This is a genomic window from Paenibacillus sp. FSL H7-0940, from assembly GCF_037979415.1.
Lineage (GTDB): Bacteria > Bacillota > Bacilli > Paenibacillales > Paenibacillaceae > Paenibacillus > Paenibacillus amylolyticus.
The window spans coordinates 6924558-6941874 of sequence record NZ_CP150280.1 but is presented as its reverse complement, the minus strand read 5'-3'; the positions used below and the strand labels follow the sequence as shown (position 1 = coordinate 6941874).

Annotated in this window: 18 protein-coding genes and 1 riboswitch; of the genes, 4 read left to right on the top strand and 14 right to left on the bottom strand. The window is 47.2% G+C overall.

The genetic code is table 11. The features are described from left to right. The first annotated feature begins 62 nt into the window (after window positions 1–62). The gene (locus tag MHB71_RS30550) at window positions 63–1124 is read left to right on the top strand and encodes an NAD(P)/FAD-dependent oxidoreductase (protein ID WP_036605751.1); all 1062 of its coding nucleotides are present in this window, start codon (window positions 63–65) and stop codon (window positions 1122–1124) included. Here MHB71_RS30550 and MHB71_RS30545 read toward each other — a convergent pair. After that, window positions 1121–1375, bottom strand: coding sequence for a YuzB family protein (locus MHB71_RS30545; protein WP_076328984.1), 255 nt, complete (start codon window positions 1373–1375; stop codon window positions 1121–1123). The genes MHB71_RS30550 and MHB71_RS30545 overlap by 4 nt on opposite strands. 78 nt (window positions 1376–1453) lie before the next feature. Between MHB71_RS30545 and MHB71_RS30540 the strand changes: the two genes are divergently transcribed. Further along, entirely contained in the window at window positions 1454–1699 is a 246-nt protein-coding gene (locus MHB71_RS30540; RefSeq protein WP_017692412.1) for a NifU family protein, read from the top strand. A gap of 138 nt (window positions 1700–1837) precedes the next feature. On the opposite strand, the gene MHB71_RS30535 is transcribed toward MHB71_RS30540, so the two are convergent. Continuing rightward, window positions 1838–2617, bottom strand: coding sequence for an SDR family oxidoreductase (locus MHB71_RS30535; protein WP_076328983.1), 780 nt, complete (start codon window positions 2615–2617; stop codon window positions 1838–1840). A gap of 173 nt (window positions 2618–2790) precedes the next feature. Here MHB71_RS30535 and MHB71_RS30530 point away from each other — a divergent pair, with 173 nt between their 5' ends. Beyond that, the gene (locus tag MHB71_RS30530) at window positions 2791–3789 is read left to right on the top strand and encodes a DUF2167 domain-containing protein (protein WP_340028401.1); all 999 of its coding nucleotides are present in this window, start codon (window positions 2791–2793) and stop codon (window positions 3787–3789) included. 123 nt (window positions 3790–3912) lie between these two features. Here the strand turns inward: MHB71_RS30530 and MHB71_RS30525 are convergent, their stop codons facing one another. The 6 genes from MHB71_RS30525 to MHB71_RS30500 form a co-directional block, all read right to left on the bottom strand. Continuing rightward, window positions 3913–4752, bottom strand: coding sequence for a MetQ/NlpA family ABC transporter substrate-binding protein (locus tag MHB71_RS30525; RefSeq protein ID WP_036605748.1), 840 nt, complete (start codon window positions 4750–4752; stop codon window positions 3913–3915). Between the two features lie 75 nt (window positions 4753–4827). Beyond that, window positions 4828–5487: a methionine ABC transporter permease gene (locus MHB71_RS30520; protein ID WP_340028400.1), complete on the bottom strand. Its 660-nt coding sequence runs from the start codon at window positions 5485–5487 to the stop codon at window positions 4828–4830. Further along, complete coding sequence (locus MHB71_RS30515) at window positions 5488–6522, bottom strand: methionine ABC transporter ATP-binding protein (protein ID WP_101314217.1); 1035 nt, start codon at window positions 6520–6522, stop codon at window positions 5488–5490. A 126-nt stretch (window positions 6523–6648) separates the two neighbouring features. Beyond that, a riboswitch (SAM riboswitch) is annotated at window positions 6649–6790 on the bottom strand. Between the two features lie 129 nt (window positions 6791–6919). Further along, the gene (locus MHB71_RS30510) at window positions 6920–7636 is read right to left on the bottom strand and encodes a Cthe_2314 family HEPN domain-containing protein (protein ID WP_340028399.1); all 717 of its coding nucleotides are present in this window, start codon (window positions 7634–7636) and stop codon (window positions 6920–6922) included. A gap of 165 nt (window positions 7637–7801) precedes the next feature. Further along, a complete protein-coding gene (locus MHB71_RS30505; protein WP_036605745.1) occupies window positions 7802–8740 on the bottom strand; it encodes a heme A synthase in 939 nt (312 codons plus the stop codon). A 299-nt stretch (window positions 8741–9039) separates the two neighbouring features. After that, window positions 9040–9384, bottom strand: a complete 345-nt coding sequence (locus MHB71_RS30500) for a thioredoxin family protein (RefSeq protein ID WP_145325080.1) — start codon at window positions 9382–9384, stop codon at window positions 9040–9042. A gap of 141 nt (window positions 9385–9525) precedes the next feature. Between MHB71_RS30500 and MHB71_RS30495 the strand changes: the two genes are divergently transcribed. Beyond that, complete coding sequence (locus MHB71_RS30495; RefSeq protein WP_340028398.1) at window positions 9526–10812, top strand: DUF2515 family protein; 1287 nt, start codon at window positions 9526–9528, stop codon at window positions 10810–10812. A 200-nt stretch (window positions 10813–11012) separates the two neighbouring features. Here MHB71_RS30495 and MHB71_RS30490 read toward each other — a convergent pair whose 3' ends face one another. The 6 genes from MHB71_RS30490 to MHB71_RS30465 form a co-directional block, all read right to left on the bottom strand. Continuing rightward, window positions 11013–12641: a polysaccharide biosynthesis protein gene (locus tag MHB71_RS30490; RefSeq protein ID WP_339284223.1), complete on the bottom strand. Its 1629-nt coding sequence runs from the start codon at window positions 12639–12641 to the stop codon at window positions 11013–11015. 61 nt (window positions 12642–12702) lie between these two features. After that, window positions 12703–13143: a DUF456 domain-containing protein gene (locus tag MHB71_RS30485; protein ID WP_051446930.1), complete on the bottom strand. Its 441-nt coding sequence runs from the start codon at window positions 13141–13143 to the stop codon at window positions 12703–12705. 54 nt (window positions 13144–13197) lie between these two features. Further along, entirely contained in the window at window positions 13198–13947 is a 750-nt protein-coding gene (locus MHB71_RS30480) for a Cof-type HAD-IIB family hydrolase (RefSeq protein ID WP_036605740.1), read from the bottom strand. Window positions 13948–14635: 688 nt separating this feature from the next. Beyond that, entirely contained in the window at window positions 14636–15508 is an 873-nt protein-coding gene (locus MHB71_RS30475) for a metal ABC transporter permease (RefSeq protein WP_340028397.1), read from the bottom strand. Continuing rightward, window positions 15508–16467, bottom strand: coding sequence for a metal ABC transporter permease (locus tag MHB71_RS30470; protein WP_017692397.1), 960 nt, complete (start codon window positions 16465–16467; stop codon window positions 15508–15510). The genes MHB71_RS30475 and MHB71_RS30470 overlap by 1 nt, the downstream gene beginning before the upstream one ends. Before the next feature lie 3 nt (window positions 16468–16470). Next, window positions 16471–17292 carry a metal ABC transporter ATP-binding protein gene (locus tag MHB71_RS30465; RefSeq protein WP_235193917.1) on the bottom strand — a complete coding sequence of 274 codons (822 nt, stop codon included), beginning with the start codon at window positions 17290–17292 and terminating at the stop codon, window positions 16471–16473. Window positions 17293–17317 lie beyond the last annotated feature (25 nt).

Sequence of the window (17317 nt, the reverse complement as noted above, 5' to 3'; positions counted from 1 at the left end):
ATAGCTGCTCCACAGTTTACAGCCCCATTTCAGTGGGACTGATGCAGAAAGGAAGCCGAGTCATGAAAAATTTCGTCATTCTTGGAGGCGGCTATGGCGGCCTCACCATCATCAAGGAACTTCTGGAGGGTAAAATTCCATCCGATACACAAATTATTTTGGTGGACCGCAGCCCCTTTCAGGGATTAAAGACAGAATATTACGCACTCGCAGCAGGAACCGTATCTGATTATGACCTGCGTATCCAATTTCCAGTGAGCGATAAAGTCACTTACCGTTATGGAGAAGTTACTTCGATTGACCTGGAACAGCGTCAGATTGAATTTGAAGGCCAAGACCCGCTCGTGTACGACAAACTTGTCATTGGACTTGGTTGTACAGACCGTTTCCACAACACGCCAGGCGCCGAAGACTACAGCTGTACCATTCAGAGCTTTAGCAAAACACGCGAGACCTACCTGCGCCTCAATGAAGTCAAAGCCTATGGCAATGTGCATATCGTAGGTGGCGGATTAAGTGGTGTCGAGATAGCAGCCGAACTTCGTGAGAGCAGACCGGATCTGAACATCAGCATTTTGGATCGTGGTGAACGTGTATTATCTGCTTTCCCGCAACGTCTATCCGTGTATGTGCATGAATGGTTCAACGAACATCAGGTAGAGACACGCGGGCATATCGCCATTTCACGCGTTGAACCTAATGCCATCTATAACCGGGATGAACAGATTCTAACAGATGCTGTCGTATGGACTGCAGGCATTCAGCCAGTAAAAGTGGTACAGGATCTGGACGTAACCAAAGATCCTCAGGGACGTGTCGTCTTGAATGAATACTACCAAATCCCGGAATATACCGATGTGTATGTCGTTGGTGACTGTGCCAGTGTACCTTATGCACCTAGCGGTCAAGCTGCGGAAGTACAGGGTGAGCAGATCGCCCATATTCAGCATGCCCTCTGGAAAGGCGAAAAGCCCAATCCACATCCACTCAAGCTTCGTGGCACACTGGGTGCACTCGGCAAGAAGTCTGGGTTTGGGCTGATGGGCAAAACGTCCATGATGGGACGTGTACCTCGTATTTTGAAAAGTGGTGTGCTCTGGATGTCCAAGCGCCATCTCGGTTAGTCGAGATCGAGCTCGTCCCAGGCATCGGCTTCGCCAATTTTGGCCAGAATGGCGTTATATAGATCTTCCACTTTGTCCGTAATGACAACTTCGCCATTCACCAGTGCAAATGGAGTCATAGAACATTGGCCGCAGTTGGTGAGGCAGCCGTATTCAATCACGTCATAGTCTGGATTTTCTTCCAGTTGATCCATGACTTCATCTGTGCCAAAATGCATATTATTGGCACAAAATTCAATAATCGGTCTCATATAGGTTCACCTGCTTTGTTTGACCATTTTAATTTGTGGCCATTTGTAATATAATATAGGGGAAAGGAGTTGAAAAAAATGAGCGAAAACGCACAAAGCACCATGTATGATGAAGTAATTGATGTGCTTGACAAACTTCGTCCGTTTCTGCAACGCGATGGCGGTGACGTGGAACTGGTCGACGTGGAAGACGGCATTATTAAGCTGAAACTGGTCGGTGCCTGCGGCAGTTGCCCAAGCTCCACCATTACCTTAAAAGCCGGGATTGAACGTGCCCTTCTCGAAGAAGTTGAGGGTGTACAAGAAGTCGTACAAGTATTCTAATCAATCCTTCACGAAATAAACCTCAAGAGCCTTTCGCTTCGCATGAAGCGGAGGGCTCTTTTTTTGTGTGCATATGCAGAGAGTCCATGTTCACAGTCACCTTGACCCGTTTCCACGTACAATCCTTCAATTCACCTTTTAAGTATCCTCGCGCTGTATGGTCGGACGAATCGGATCAAGTCCTCCAGATACATCCATAATGTTGCCTGTTATAAAATCGGAATGATCAAGGCACAGATACGTAATCACTCGTGCAATATCTTCACCGCTGCCTGGACGCCCTCTTGGTGTTTCCTCGTCGATGATGCCTGCCATTTCATCAATCGTTTTCTCTTTGTTCGCACCACGAATGTCACCTGGACATACCATGTTAACCGTAATTCCATACGGGGCTTCTTCAACCGCGAGTGTCTTTGTAAAAGATACCAGACCCACCTTGGCAGCCGCATATACGGCGCGATGAGGCCAAGATCTCGCTTCTCCAGCATGACTGAAGCCAAAATGGATAATGCGTCCCCATTGCTTGCGTCTCATCTCTGGCAATACACGCTGATCCAGTAACATCGGTCCCAACAGATTTCCCTGCACGAGCATCTGGACCTCAGCTTCAGAATAATCCGCAAATAATCGTCGTTCACGGACAAATGGACCTGCGTTATTCACCAAAATATCAATGCTGCCAAGGTTACCTTCCACCTGCTCAACCAATGAAGAGATATCTTCCACCTTGGATATATCAGCCTGGATGGCAATGCACCGCACACCCTTGGCTATAATCTGAGCCTTTAAAGCCTCAGCTTCTGTTCTGCTGTGTACATAGTTCAGGGCAATATGGCACCCTTGATCTGCCAGACTGAGGGCCGTCATTTTACCAAGACCTTTGGCACTTCCCGTTATGAGGGCAATCTTTCCCTTCACGTTCATCCCCCTCTTCAAAGAGCAGTCACTATCCAGTATAAAAGATTTATCGTCCTCCTACAACTCGCTTATCCACAAGGGATTATCCACCTTTAATTCCAGATATATCTTGATCGAAATCAAACACCTATGGTACTGTCGAGGATATAACCCGAAAGGACCTCTACATGAATATGAAGAACAAAAGATGGATATCATTTCTTACACTTTTAATGTTGAGTTTATTCACAATCTCTAGTGCCTTACAGGTATCAGCGGCAAGTGAGAATGAGCAAGCACCTGATGAGTACGATTGGATTACTGGACCAGCATCTGTCTCTCTGGACGGTAAGGCCACCCTGGAAGTCCCTGAAAGCCATTCCTATCTGGATAAGCCCAATACCCAACGCTCGATACTTAACAGTGATGGAAAGCCTAATGGGAACGAAATCGGAAGCCTAACCAGCAATAGCGAATTCGGCTCGTGGTATGTAGTTTTCGAGTACGTGAAGACAGGTCATATCCATGATGACGATCAAAATTTGAATGCCGAAGAACTGTTAAGCAGTTATATCCGAGGCACAGAAGAAGATAACAGAGAACTTGATCCTGAATATAGAACGTACATAACGGGGTGGGAAATCGAACCGGCATATGACAGTACCAAACACCAGTTGGTTTACTCCCTTGGTTTCAAGAATGCTGATCAGCAAGCCATGGTCAATTACAATGTAAAACTCCTGACACGCGAAGGATACATCACAGCCATTCTGGTTACAGATACGGCCAACTTTCAACAGAGCCGTCAGGCATTCGAGGAAACCGTACTTCATAAGCTTAGCATCAATGCAGGATACACCTATGAGGAGTACAATGCTTCGACTGACAAAACATCCACTATAGGGCTCAACAGTCTTCTGATGGGCGGGATCGGGTACACAGCTTCCCAGAAATTCAGTGCTCTTCTTTTGCTCAAAAAAGGATGGGCTTTGATCCTCGTTGTCGTCCTTGGGTTAATCGGTTGGATCAGATACAAGATCAAAAGCTCACACGGAGAAGAAGAAACACTCTCTCCCTCCGAGAGAACGTACCTGCAAGAAGCAGATGAGCAGCAGTATGCTGATCAGAATGAATTATCCTACTACCGCCAATCTAGGCATCCATCCAACGCGGAGAAACAAGATAAGCCCTAACCCATCCTTTTTTGATCCCCACGTCAGCACAGATTAGGAAACATAAAATAAGCCGTATATCTCTTCTGAAGAGATATACGGCTTATTCTTAATAGCTTCACATCATGTCATACATATCGTGAATTATTCAGTTGCAGGTTCAACTGCACCTTTATAACGTTCTTTGATGAATGTTTTCACTTCTTCGGAGTGCAAAGCAGCAGCCAGCTTCTGAATCGCATCTGCATCCTTGTTGTCCTCACGGGAAACGAGGATGTTTGCGTATGGGTTACCTTGCAAATCTTCGATCAGCAAAGCATCATTCGCCGGATTCAAGTTCGCTTCGAGCGCATAGTTAGCGTTGATGAATACCAGATCCGCTTCATCCAATTGACGAGGCATCATGGCTGCATCCAGCTCAATGATATCCAGGTTCTTCGGATTGGCTGTGATGTCTTGAATCGTAGATGTGATATTTGTGTTGTCTTTCAGCGTAATAATACCTTCCTTCGCGAGCAACAACAGTGCACGTCCACCATTGGATGGGTCATTTGGAATTGCTACTTTTGCGCCGTCTGCCAATTCATCCAAAGACTTAATCTTTTTGGAGTATCCACCAAAAGGTTCAACATGAACAGGTGTTACAGAAACGAGGTTGAATCCACGTTCTTTGTTCTCTGTGTCCAGATAAGGCTGGTGCTGGAAAAAGTTCGCATCCAATTTTTTATCAGCAAGCTGCTGATTGGGTTGTACATAGTCATTGAACGTAACGACTTGCAGACGAATACCTTGTGCTTCCAGTTCAGGCTTGATGCTTTCCAGAATCTCTGCATGTGGTGTAGGTGAAGCTCCAACTTTCAATTCAACCGTGCGTGGTGCACCTGCTGAATTGTCTGCGCCGCTATCGGCGTCCTTGTTGTTTCCACAAGCTGCGAGAACCGCAATCAACATAAGACTAAGTAGAGCAAAAGACCATTTTTTCATGTGTAAAACCCCTTCTCTAATCATTTTTGTCATGTGGTGTCCGCATTATTGCATAACCATCATGTTATCTATGTGTTATTTCCTGGTGAAAAATGTAACCAAGCGATCTCCAGCCATCTGGAGAATTTGCACTAGAATGATCATCGACACTACGGATATGATCATAATTTCATTTTGATAACGGAAGTATCCATAGTTGATTGCCAGTGTTCCCAGACCTCCACCGCCAACCATGCCCGCCATCGCCGTATAGGAGACGAGCGTAACAATGGTGATCGTTATACCAGCAAGCAGTCCAGGCAGTGCCTCAGGCAGTAACACCCGTCTTACAATCTGTCCGGTCGATGCACCCATCGACTGTGCCGCTTCAATGACACCACGATCAACTTCTCGCAACGTCGTCTCCACCAAACGAGCAAAATAAGGAGCTGCTGAAATCACCAAAGGAGGTATAACGCCGAGCACCCCCGTAGCTGTACCGACGAGTATACGAGTGAATGGAATAAGAGCAACAATCAATATGATAAATGGGACTGAGCGCAAAATATTCACAATCAGGGATAGTATAGTGTACACTGCCCGTGACTTCATCGAAGCAGATCGGGCTGTCATGAACAGCAGTACTCCGAGCGGTAAACCTAAGATAACGGTAAACAAGCCTGATACACCCAAAATTTGCAGTGTCTCTATGGAAGCTTTACCAACCTCTTCCCAGCGAACTGTTGAAAAATCCATCTAACGAAGCACCTCCACATCAAGTCCCTCAGCGGTTAATTCTGATATCGTCCGATCAATCGCATTTGAATCACCCTCGAACCGAACGGTCAGCTGCCCATAAGGAACCTGTTTAATCGTAGAGATTGTTCCCTGCAGGATGGCAAAATCCACGCCTGTCTTGCGTACCGTTCTGGACAAAATCGCTTCATATGTTTTGTTACCCAGAAAGGATATCTTCACAAGTTTGGAAGCAGCACCTGCCTGCAATTCAACGCCTGCATTTGCCAGAGCGGTCTCTTCCAGAGCAAGTCCAGCTTCATGGTCACGCATCATGAAGTCCCGCGTAATCGCATGCTGCGGCTTCAGGAACACGTCTGTTACAGGTCCTTGTTCCACAATGCCACCTTGATGAATGACAGCCACCTTGTCACAGATGTTCTGAATGACATGCATCTCATGTGTGATCAGCACAATCGTTAGGTTGTACTTTTCATTAATGTCGAGTAATAACTTCAGGATTGAATTTGTCGTCTGCGGATCAAGTGCCGAAGTAGCCTCATCACAGAGAAGTACATTTGGATCACTTGCAAGTGCTCTCGCAATCCCTACACGTTGTTTCTGGCCGCCCGATAATTGAGCCGGATATTTGCTGCTGTGGTGCTCCAGACCAACCAGTGCAAGCATTTCCTTCACTTTGCGATCAATGGCTTCCTTGGGTGTATTCACAAGCTTTAGTGGAAAAGCTACATTGTCATATACCGTTGCCGAAGATAACAGATTAAAGTGTTGAAAAATCATCCCGATCTTACGTCTCTGTTGCTGCAATTCGGTTTTGCTCAGTTCAGTCAGGTTGATTCCGTCGACCCATACCTCACCCTCCGTAGGCCGTTCCAGCAAATTAATGCAGCGAATCAATGTGCTTTTTCCAGCTCCGGAATGGCCAATCACACCGTAGATTTCACCCTTTTGGATGCTCAAATTCAGCTCGGATAACGCTGTTGTAGATTTTGTTCCTTTGCCGTACGTTTTCGTTAAACCTTTTAATTCAATCAATCGCACTTGCCCCTTTCCAACCACCTACATGTATCTTTACCCGATCTAAAGGAAAACTCCCCTTAAAGTACAAAAAAAGAGCCCTTTGCAGATACAAAGAGGGCTCTTCACGTGAAAGAATATACCTTCTCATCTGCCAAAATCGTGTCTTGCACCATTTTGTAGGAATTAGCACCTAACATCTATAACGAATGATACATGTATCATGTCGTTACAAATCGGTTGCCGGGCTTCATCGGGCCTGTCCCTCCGCCGCTCTCGATAAGAAATATGTTGTTGTAGGATTTTATAAGTTCATGTAGTTTATGCTTTATAATGTGAACGTAACTTTTGAAATATCAATTATATCCGTGTAACATTCGATTGAAACTCAGTATATTCCAAGTATTCCGATTTGTCAAAGGGAATTATTTCTTTTCCATATTTTATTGATATAACTATAAGAGGCTGTTAACGTTTCACAGACCATATCGACGCCCTGACGCATTTCCTGCACATGCTGATTCAGATCCTCCAATTTCACTTTACCTTGCAAGGTCTGATGTAACTGCCACAGGTCATCGTGCATTTCTGAGTTCATGTAGTGAATTTCCATATTACGTCGTTTGCGCAGCTTGCTCATCGGTTCACGATAAGAGTCCTTGATCTGTATTAATAGCAACGCAAGATCATGATGTTCCCTCGCATAGTCGAACTGCCTTAACACAGTAAAATAAGAAAAATGCGCTTTGGTATTTGAAGTATTCAACTGGAATATTTCATTTAATACCGTGCCGACTTTATCCAGAATGGCAAAGCAGCGGATAAAGCCATCTTTGTAGAAATACACATACCGAGCATACTCGGCTTTTTCAGTCGGCGTCATATCATCCGTTGATCCTGCAACGACCTTTTTACGAAAATGAGCAGCAGCGAAACAGCTTTGCTCCAGTTCATCCAGTGAGGAGATGAGTCCCTGAGTCCACACATACAGTTTCCGATAGTCATGCGTGGGATCATGGTCCACATGCATTTGTCGTTGAAATAGCTCAAGCGTATGCGCCATTGCGTCCATCGCTGCCTTCAATTTACCTTCGTTTATACGTGGCTTTTCCCCCAACAACGTTCGCAGCATATCTAACCTCCTCTTTTCCAAATCAACAAGAATTCATCACCGTAAACGTAACACATCATCCATTCCGTGTAATTGCTGCTTGCCATAGGTTGCCCTGATCCCTCTGACATCAAACAAAGTCCACCTGTCCAATGATGTACATCACTGGATGGTGGACTTTCATATTTAAAAACGATTAGCCGGGCGATGTAGCTTGTACACCAGGAAACTCATATACGTTAAGACTCCGAACAATATGGCGATATCCAGCATATGAGCAAGAGCTACGAACATGTATACTTCCGGACGGTTCATTGTCACCATCATGAAAATACCAATGACTACTTGCATCAGAATAAGAACAACGGATACCACACCCAGAGTACGCATTTCCTTGTTGTCCGGATGATTACGGTAAGCGAAATGACCCAGGATTGCGATAACAATCACGAGCGACGCAGCTGCTGCACGGTGAGCAAAAGCAACCGCTACCCCACCCGAAAGCTCAGGAATAATCTGACCGTTACAAAGCGGAAATCCAGAACATCCACCGGCAGAATCCGTGTGACTCACAAATGCACCTGTGTATACCACGAGATATGTGTAAATGGTGGAGAACCAGACCAGATTCCTGAATTTTTTGCTAACCCGAGGGTATTTATTCAGGCGCTCCAATCCGCCATCTTTGGCCTCCTGCCTTATGCCCAGCGCCATCATTAGAGAACTCGCAAAAGCAATCAGTGCAAAACCAAAATGCAGTGCCATGACTGCTGAAGATTGGGAGAAGACAACGGCAAAAGCCCCCATGATTCCCTGGACGATAACAAATACCAGAGTTAAGAAAGAAAACAATTGCAGGTCACGGCGTGACTTGCCAAACCGCAGAAAAGCAACAAACGAGGCAATGGACAACAGTCCAGCCAGTGCACTTACAGCGCGATGGGAATATTCAATGAGTGAAGCCACAGTATGTGCGGGAACGAGTTTTCCGTTACATAAAGGCCATTCTGTTCCACAGCCAAGGCCTGATTCCGTTTTGGTTACGATGCCTCCACCAAAAGTGGCCAGAAACATGACAAGACAGGTTAATACGGTTAACCATTTAAACAAAGTTAAGTGTTTCAATTTTTTCTCACCCGCTGTTGGTTTAAGATGGCGAAGAATATTCTCCGCTTGTTTCGGTACTTTGACACTTATTTCACAACTAAATTCATTATACCGGATAAAATGTTCATTGACGTCGCGCTTTGTGACAAAATGTTAACGTCTGGTGAAATAATGACCCACAGGTCATTTGGGATATGTACAGAAACGTTTCTTACATAGAACGTGTCGAACACACAAACGCCATTTCCCTATTTCAAGAGAAATGGCGTTCTTTTTATTATACCCTTTTACAACATGAACCTGTCATACTTTTATTATCATTTATGAATCGTGTTGTACACCTCAACTGCGCGATCCAGGAACTGCTCAATCTCTTCTCTCGACTTGCGCAGCTTGTTCACATACCGTACGAGTTCGCGGCCATCTGTATACGCCACAAAGCTTGGAATGCCAAGAATATTCTGCTCTTCACTAACGGTTCCAACCTGATCCACGTCGACCTCAACCAAGGTCAGTTCACGTGCATATTTCTCTTCAACCTCAGGCATAAACGGATCGATGTATTTGCAGTCACCACACCAGTCTGCCTTGAATACGGCAATCGTCAAACGTGGGGATTGGATGGCTACATCAAAAGCCGGTTTGGAAGTAATCTGTTCCATTCAGTTCATCTCCCTTTCTGTACCTTGTCTTACCCTAAGTGAAGCAAATTGGCGAGTGGAAGTCAAATAATCAGCGCATACTTAGAATAACCACATGGTCTGTGAAAATAAACCCAGAACATCATGAAAGGATGTCACATCATGACTTCCACCAGAACCGATTCTTCCAGCGAACAACATCACGGGTCCCTTCTGCAGATGGTCCGTTCCATTCCGGGTGCTGCCCGTGAAATCTGGCGTGGCAAACAGGCTGCATGGCAAGCTTCAGCACAGCTTCGTCACCCATTGCGTGACATCGAGTGGGATACCGATACGGCAGCTGCCTTACAGTCTGAGGTGGAGCGCTTGTTACCTACCAGCAACAAATCTTTTACACGCACGGACCAGGTTCAAAACGCACTCGTCTGTGAAGAAGATTGCATCATTCTGGAAGAGATTAAGACACTGACTCAGGAGCACAATCGGAGTAATATCACCCGCACGGCAGCCTATCTGGAATGTTATGAGCAATATCCCGAACTGCATTGGGCACTACTGGCCCATATGGTCTCTCGCAACGGCGGATATCACATGACAGATCTTCAGAGTGACTTAATGCATAATCTACAGAATCAAAGCGATCGCGAGCATATGTATCGGCTGCTGGAGCGGTGCAATGCACTCATTTTCCAGGATGCATATCCACAGCTTCTGCTGTATATGAACAGTCGCCGGATCGGACGTAGCTGTTTCCATCTCTTGTCGCACTTTCACGTATCGGCGTTTATGACGCCGTTTTGGGAACGCTTTTGGCTGGAACGATGCAGTTCACTGCTAAGTGTGGCATTAATTATTAATGAGCAGAACTATATCGAGAGCCGGGTGGTGCAACATCCTTATTTTCAAAAAGAAGTACTTTCCAAACCCGCATTCCATCTGCATAATCTGGCCGGTCTGAATCATATCGTCTTTCCTCTTGGACAGGGAGCAGGACTCGCAGGACGCGTCATTGAACATTTTGGCAAACTAGATGAGCGAATCATGTTTGGTAAAGGGCTATATGCCCTGTTGTTTGGCGTGGAGCAAGTACACACACAAGTGTTGGAGTTCGCACGCTTGGTTCCCCATAGTGGCTCGCGCGCTGAATATTGGCCTGGGCTGTTTACCAATCGTGAAGACGAGGCAGGGGAACATACACTTTATGCTCAGGAGCTAATGGATGAAGAATGGCTTCCAGAAGGGCAACGATTATATAGTCCGGAACTGCTCTCCGTATGGGGGGACACGCCTTATGAACCGATCACCAGACAGGACTGGCTTCAGACTCGGGATTGTCTCGGTTATCTGACGGCACCGCGTCGGCCATGGCTGTTTGAGATGAGTCACGAACACCGGTATGGCATGCTGAAAACAGCACTGGCTCATGATGCCAAGGCCATCACACACTAATGCTAAAAATCATATAGAGCAGGCAAAGACGGATGATGTGATACCCGATGTACCGCTAATCCTCGCTTGCTGGGCTAATGTCGAGTTCAGTCGCTCAACTCTCCTTAACTATACAAAAAGCCCTGTCCGCTTCAATAGCAGACAGAGCTTGTATCGTATTTTCACAAAATATTGGAGCATGGATGATGCTCCTTGCATGTTTAACCTCTTTGCCCAGCTCCACGTTGAAGACGCATAAGTGGACGAAGAATTTTTTGCAGAATACGGGGGTAACCGCCCAGCTCGTCCTTGCGCAGTACACGCAGCACAACCATGAGAACCAGATACACCACCACAACAAGCAAACCAACCACAAGGCAGGTAAGCAAGAAGGATACACGCGCTGGCAGGAACAGTCCAAAGATCGTATTGCCAATCCAGTTCGTTGCAAATCCTACACCTGCTGCAAGCAACACTGTAATGATAAATCCTTTCCAACGATCTCCCATGATGGAGAAATCAACGATTTTACGAAGGACCCGCAGATTCAGGTACGTGATGACCAAGAAGCAGAGGGCCGTTGCAATAATGATGCCGTAAATGCCGAAGATCGGCGCCAGAATCAGACTTGCGATCAGTTTGATCACAACACCTGCTGCGACACTGATCATCGTAATCCGCGGTTTCCCTACCCCTAGTAAAATAGAGTTGGTGGTCATCATCGTAATCTGGAAAATGGTACCGAATGTTAACAAGGCAATGATCGGCGTTCCATCCAGATTGGTAAACAGCAATCCGTTGACCGAATACGCTGCCGCACAAAGTGCAATGACAATCGGCATACCAGTCAGAATCGAAATGCGCAAGGCAAGTGTAACCTGACTTTTCAGATGCGCTTCATCCTTGCGGGCAAATGCTGCCGATATGACAGGCACCAATGATTGACTCAAAGCGATAGCCAGAATCGGAGGAATACCCGCAATACTTTGGGCTTTCGCACCCAGGATCGCAAGTACACCAGTCGCTTCTTCGAGTCCGATCTGGCCACTTAGCAGTGGTACCACAAGGGATGAATCGATGAAGTTAATGGCTGGAACCGCAAGTGAAGACAGCACAATTGGAATAGACAGCTTAAAGATATCACTGTAGATACCTCGCATCGGCAACTGCTCTGCACGCTCGTAATTCAATTGGGCCGCACGGTCGCTACGACGTAGCTTCAAGGTGAAGTACAGCATGACACCGAAGGCACCCACACTTCCTAATACCCCACCAAATGAAGCACCTGCAGCAATCGTCTGGTCATCATAATTCCATTGCAGCATGACATAAGCCACGATAATGGCTGTACCTACACGGGCGAACTGTTCAACAATCTGTGAAATACCACCCGCTGTCATGTTGCCGCGTCCTTGGAAATATCCACGCATCATCGCAATAGCCGGGAAAAGTAGTAACGCTGGAGCCAAGGCGCGAATGGCGCTGACCGACTCCGGTACTTTGGACACATACGTAGCATAATAAGGTGCCGCGAACCACAACAAAGCAGACATGACTACCCCGGCCACAGCGGCAAAGATCAGGGCTGCACGGTAGATCTGTTGGGCTTCACTCGCGCGTCCGAGCGCATAGCGTTCCGATACCATCTTACTAAGTGTACTCGGTATGCCCGCCGTTGCTACAGTTAACAGCATTAAATATACCGTATTGGAGATGGTAAACGATGCGTTACCGATATCGCCGAGGATATGCTCCAGCGGCACCCGTTGAACCAATCCGAGTACTCTTGCGATCAGTGCAGCGGCCGCCAGTATGAGCGTACCCCTAATGAATGTTTCTTTCTTAGACAAACGAATTCCCCTTCTTTCCTCCACACCGGACGTGCATCCCGTTGAAGCTAATCCTGAACGTTTAGGCGAATCTTACCACCCAGATAATAAAGAAAACAATCATGACGATTTGCAAAATAATTTTCATCACAGTACTCGTAAATAGCCCCACAACGGAACCAAATCCAACTTTCGACGCTTTGGAAGGTGAAGACCCTCCGATCAGTTCCCCGATAAATGCACCGATAAATGGTCCCAGCACCAGTCCAAATGCCGGAATGACAAATGGGCCAATGATAACACCAATGGTACTCAGCGTTGTTGATAACTTGGAGCCACCGAACTTCTTCACGCCCCATGCACTGACGACATAATCAGCCACAAACAACACAACAACAATCAGAATCTGAATGATCCAGAACCACACACCAAACGGATCAAAACTGAAGAACCAGCCGTAGACCAGAAACGCGAAGAAAATCGCTACAGCACCAGGCAGTATGGGATATACCGTTCCAGCCATCCCCACTGCAAACAACAGCACAATTAAAATCCAGGCAACGGTTGCGAGCAAAGGTTACTCCCCCTTCAAAATATGTTCACGGATCACTTCGACGATGCCGTCTTCATTGTTACTCGCTACGATCAGATCAGCCGCTTCCTTCACCTGCTCCTGCGCATTACCCATCGCTACACCAAGACCCACGGCCTCAATGACAGCCAGATCATTCAAACTGTCTCCAACAGCAACAACTTCGGACATCTCGATGCCCAGCAGCTTGCAGACTTCGGCTACACCACTGGCTTTGGATACGCCGGCAGGGTTGATCTCAATATTAACGGGTGAGGAGTTGGTCATTTGCAGACCGCCCATTTGTTGCAGTTCCATCATGATCTGGTGACGCACTTCATCCACTTCCGTATTGAAGCCGAATTTCAACCATTCCAGACCTTCAATGTTGTCCGTCCAGCGGTCACGATTGAACAGTTCTTCCACGGAGTATGCCCAGTACCAGCTATTATATTTTTCACCGATTTCCTGCATTCTGCGAATCAATGCCGGGTCCATCAGATGACGCATATGCAGGTCATGCGGGGCTTTCCAGACCTCACTACCATTAACAGTAACCATCGGTGTCTCCAGTCCAAGCTGGACTGCATAAGGCATCGCGTGGAATACGGCTCTTCCTGTGGAAAGGCACACATGTACACCCCGACGAATGGCAATTTGAATCCACTTGGCGGTCTCCTGTGTAATTTCATGATTATCGTTAAGTAATGTTCCATCCATATCCAATGCAAGCAATTTGTATTTCAGTTCACTCATACAGTAGTTCCTCCTAAGTTGTCTCTCTCCAAGTTGAACTCATGGATATCCATTCAGGCACTACGCGGGCAGAAAACCTTTCGAGTCGTAGTATCTTTGTTTTAGAATTACCTTTTTCTTTAGTGTATTGAGATTATACGAGGTAATCGTTACGTGTACGGATCGTCTTCCGATCGCTGTTGTCTCCGAATTTTCTAGATTCTCTCTTCTTAAAGGTTAGAAATTCGGAGACAAAGGCGAACGCTATCGCTTCTTCAGATCGATTCCGTCCCCTTCACTACATCACCTTTGTATTTAGAGCTCATAACACCTAACATCAAGAAGGAAATTCATAAACAAATTTCCCTTCTCTAGGTTTTCTGCCCTCTCCGTTCCACAATGGTTCTCCAGTTCAACTTAAAGGTTCTCTTTATCTAATTTTAAAAATTCTTTCACAACAAGATCGCCCGGCACCCGTAACAACGGACGCTCCGGACGTCACAGCTAACGACATTTTACCACAGATCATCTGTATGCAACAAAATAACCCGTAATCGGCAGGATGACGCCAGATTATCAATTTATATTGCATATGTTATGTCCGGTTGCCCTTGTCAAAGTAATACGACCAGATAAGCAAAAAACCGCCTGCGATGCAGACGGCTTCTTAAAATTTTGTTTATTCACCTGTTATCTACTTAAACTTCCATTACCTTGCCGCGAATTTGCGACGAGCGTAACGGAATACGATGCCATGTTTCGGTGACAGCAGCAGTGCAAGAACAAACAAAATTCCAGCAACAGCTACCATGCAGCCCGCGATGGAAGCATCCAGGGCATATGCCATGATATAACCTCCAACCGAGGATGCTGCTCCGATCAGGACGGCATACAGTATCATTTTGCCCAGACGATCTGTGAGCAGGTAAGCCGTCGCCGCAGGTACAATCAGCATGCCCACAACGAGAATCGAACCAACACTTTCAAATGAAGCCACGGACGTCATCGAAACGAGTCCCATGAGCAGATAGTGGAACAGCACTACTGGAATGCCGCAGGCCGCAGCCAGCGCCGGATCGAAGGCACATAGCTTGAACTGTTTGTAGAACAGCCCAATGACGACGAGGATGACTAGCAAAGTGATACCCAGCATCCAAACTGCCCTCGAACCGACATCCGTACCCCCAAGGGTTAGCGTATCCCACTGTACATAAGCGATCTCACCAAACAAGACACAATCCAGATCCAGATCAATATGCTGGGCGTTCAGACTAATCAGAATGACACCTACTGCGAAGAGTGCTGTAAACACAATTCCGATCGAGGCATCAGACGAGAGTCCACCCGCCTGCAAACTCTGTATGAAGAACACCGTCAGTAGTCCAAACACCGTTGCGCCGAGCAGCATCCACAATGAATCTCTGGAACCGCTCCACAGGAAAGCAATCGCAATACCGGGGAGAACTGCATGGCTGATCGCATCACCGACCAGAGCCATTCGCCGCAGAATCAGAAAACAACCGAGGATGGCGCAGGCAGAAGAAACTAATACGGCCGTCAAGATAATCCAAAACGTTGCCATTACATCTCCCCCCGTTCCTGCTGATTTCGCTGTGTGGCGAGAGTCTGAAGTGTAGCCCGCTCTTCACGCATATACGCGGACTTTGCCTGAATACTGCGCAACCGTCGAGCTAATAATCCACGACGCGGAGCCAGCAAGGCAGATCCGGCAAACAACACCGTAGCCGCAAGAACGGTTACAGGTCCTGTCGGCAGATTAGGTACAAGCGTGCTGAAGATGGTGCCTGTTGCACCACTCAATGCACCAAATATACCGGCCAACACCACCATCAGTGCGAGTGAGTCGGTCCAGCAACGTGCCGCTGCTGCCGGAGTTACCAGCAAGGCTGCAACAAGCACCACACCAACGGCTTGAATCCCGGCCACCACTGCGATTACCGTCAAGAGCAGGATGAGCTGCTCCAACATCGCAACTGGCAGTCCCATACCACGTGCAAATCCCGGGTCAAAACTCACCAGTTTGAATTCCTTGAACCAGGCAAGACAGGCAATCAGTAATACGAGACATACGCCACCCATGACATACACATCCGTCATGACCATGGATGCCGCCTGCCCAAACAAATATTTATCGAGTCCACTTTGACTTCCGCTCGCCCCATGCTGGATGCGCGTCAGCATCACTACACCAACCCCGAAAAAGACGGTCAGCACAATTCCCATCGCCGCATCCTGCTTGATTCGGGAGTAGCGCGTAATCCACGAGATTCCGAAGGTAGCAACAATGCCAGCCACCAGAGCACCGAACAGGAATAATCCGACCGACTTCGTTTCCGTCAACATAAATGCAATACAGATCCCAGGCAGAGCAGCATGAGCAAGGGTATCCCCCATCAAGCTCTGTTTACGAAGAAAGGTGAAGGAGCCAATAATTCCGCTACTGAATCCTAACAACAGACAGCCAAGCAATATCCAACGTGTATTGGGGTCAGATAAGATGGCAACGATCCAGTTCCACATGCACTACACCTGGCCTTTCTCCGTCCGGCTTCCGATCATCGCAATCCGGCCTCCGTACGTCTCTTGCAGTGTATCCGGTACAAATACTTCACTTGTCGGTCCACCTGCCACCAGTCGTCCATTGAGTAGTAGCACATGGTCGAAGTATTCCTCGACTGTCGCTAGATCATGGTGAACGACCAGTACCGTCTTGCCTTGTTTCTTCAACTGTTCCAAAAGCGAAATGATCGCTTTCTCTGTGGTGGCATCCACACCTGCAAATGGCTCATCCATGAAATACAGATCTGCGTCTTGCACGAGTGCCCGCGCCAGAAAGACACGTTGCTGCTGTCCACCGGACAACTGACTGATCTGGCGGTACATGTAATCACCCATGCCGACTTGCTCAAGGCAGTGTGCCGCCAGGTCTCGCTCCTTTTTCCCCGGACGACGGAACCAGCCTAGATGACCATACCGTCCCATCATCACCACATCGAGTGCATGCGTTGGAAAATCCCAGTCAACCGATTCCCGTTGGGGCACATAACCGATGCGGCGACGTTGTTCCCTGTACGATTGACCAAAGATCCGTACCTCTCCATGCATCTTCGGTACCAGTCCCAGAACAGCTTTGATCAGGGTAGATTTCCCCGCACCATTCGGTCCGAGGATTCCGATGAGTTGTCCTTCTGGGATATCGAAGGATACGCTGCTAAGCACCGGCTTTTTGTGATACGCAACAGCCAGATCCCTCACACTAAGAGGAGCCGATGTTGGCTGCGTTCCCTGCAAGTGGCTATTGTTCAGTTTCGTAGGAGTTTGTTTCAATAAAGTTGTATCTTCCATAATCCTGTACTCCTCTCTTCATGTG

Excerpts from the sequence above, each read along its gene's own strand:
- MHB71_RS30500 (WP_145325080.1), bottom strand. The coding sequence starts at position 9,384 with ATGGAACAGATTACTTCCAAACCGGCTTTTGATGTAGCCATCCAATCC.
- MHB71_RS30475 (WP_340028397.1), bottom strand. The coding sequence starts at position 15,508 with ATGGCAACGTTTTGGATTATCTTGACGGCCGTATTAGTTTCTTCTGCC.
- MHB71_RS30495 (WP_340028398.1), top strand. The coding sequence starts at position 9,526 with ATGACTTCCACCAGAACCGATTCTTCCAGCGAACAACATCACGGGTCC.
- MHB71_RS30465 (WP_235193917.1), bottom strand. The coding sequence starts at position 17,292 with ATGGAAGATACAACTTTATTGAAACAAACTCCTACGAAACTGAACAAT.
- MHB71_RS30525 (WP_036605748.1), bottom strand. The coding sequence starts at position 4,752 with ATGAAAAAATGGTCTTTTGCTCTACTTAGTCTTATGTTGATTGCGGTT.
- MHB71_RS30510 (WP_340028399.1), bottom strand. The coding sequence starts at position 7,636 with ATGCTGCGAACGTTGTTGGGGGAAAAGCCACGTATAAACGAAGGTAAA.
- MHB71_RS30545 (WP_076328984.1), bottom strand. The coding sequence starts at position 1,375 with ATGAGACCGATTATTGAATTTTGTGCCAATAATATGCATTTTGGCACA.
- MHB71_RS30550 (WP_036605751.1), top strand. The coding sequence starts at position 63 with ATGAAAAATTTCGTCATTCTTGGAGGCGGCTATGGCGGCCTCACCATC.
- MHB71_RS30530 (WP_340028401.1), top strand. The coding sequence starts at position 2,791 with ATGAAGAACAAAAGATGGATATCATTTCTTACACTTTTAATGTTGAGT.
- MHB71_RS30520 (WP_340028400.1), bottom strand. The coding sequence starts at position 5,487 with ATGGATTTTTCAACAGTTCGCTGGGAAGAGGTTGGTAAAGCTTCCATA.
- MHB71_RS30540 (WP_017692412.1), top strand. The coding sequence starts at position 1,454 with ATGAGCGAAAACGCACAAAGCACCATGTATGATGAAGTAATTGATGTG.
- MHB71_RS30480 (WP_036605740.1), bottom strand. The coding sequence starts at position 13,947 with ATGAGTGAACTGAAATACAAATTGCTTGCATTGGATATGGATGGAACA.
- MHB71_RS30470 (WP_017692397.1), bottom strand. The coding sequence starts at position 16,467 with ATGTGGAACTGGATCGTTGCCATCTTATCTGACCCCAATACACGTTGG.
- MHB71_RS30485 (WP_051446930.1), bottom strand. The coding sequence starts at position 13,143 with ATGGCTGGAACGGTATATCCCATACTGCCTGGTGCTGTAGCGATTTTC.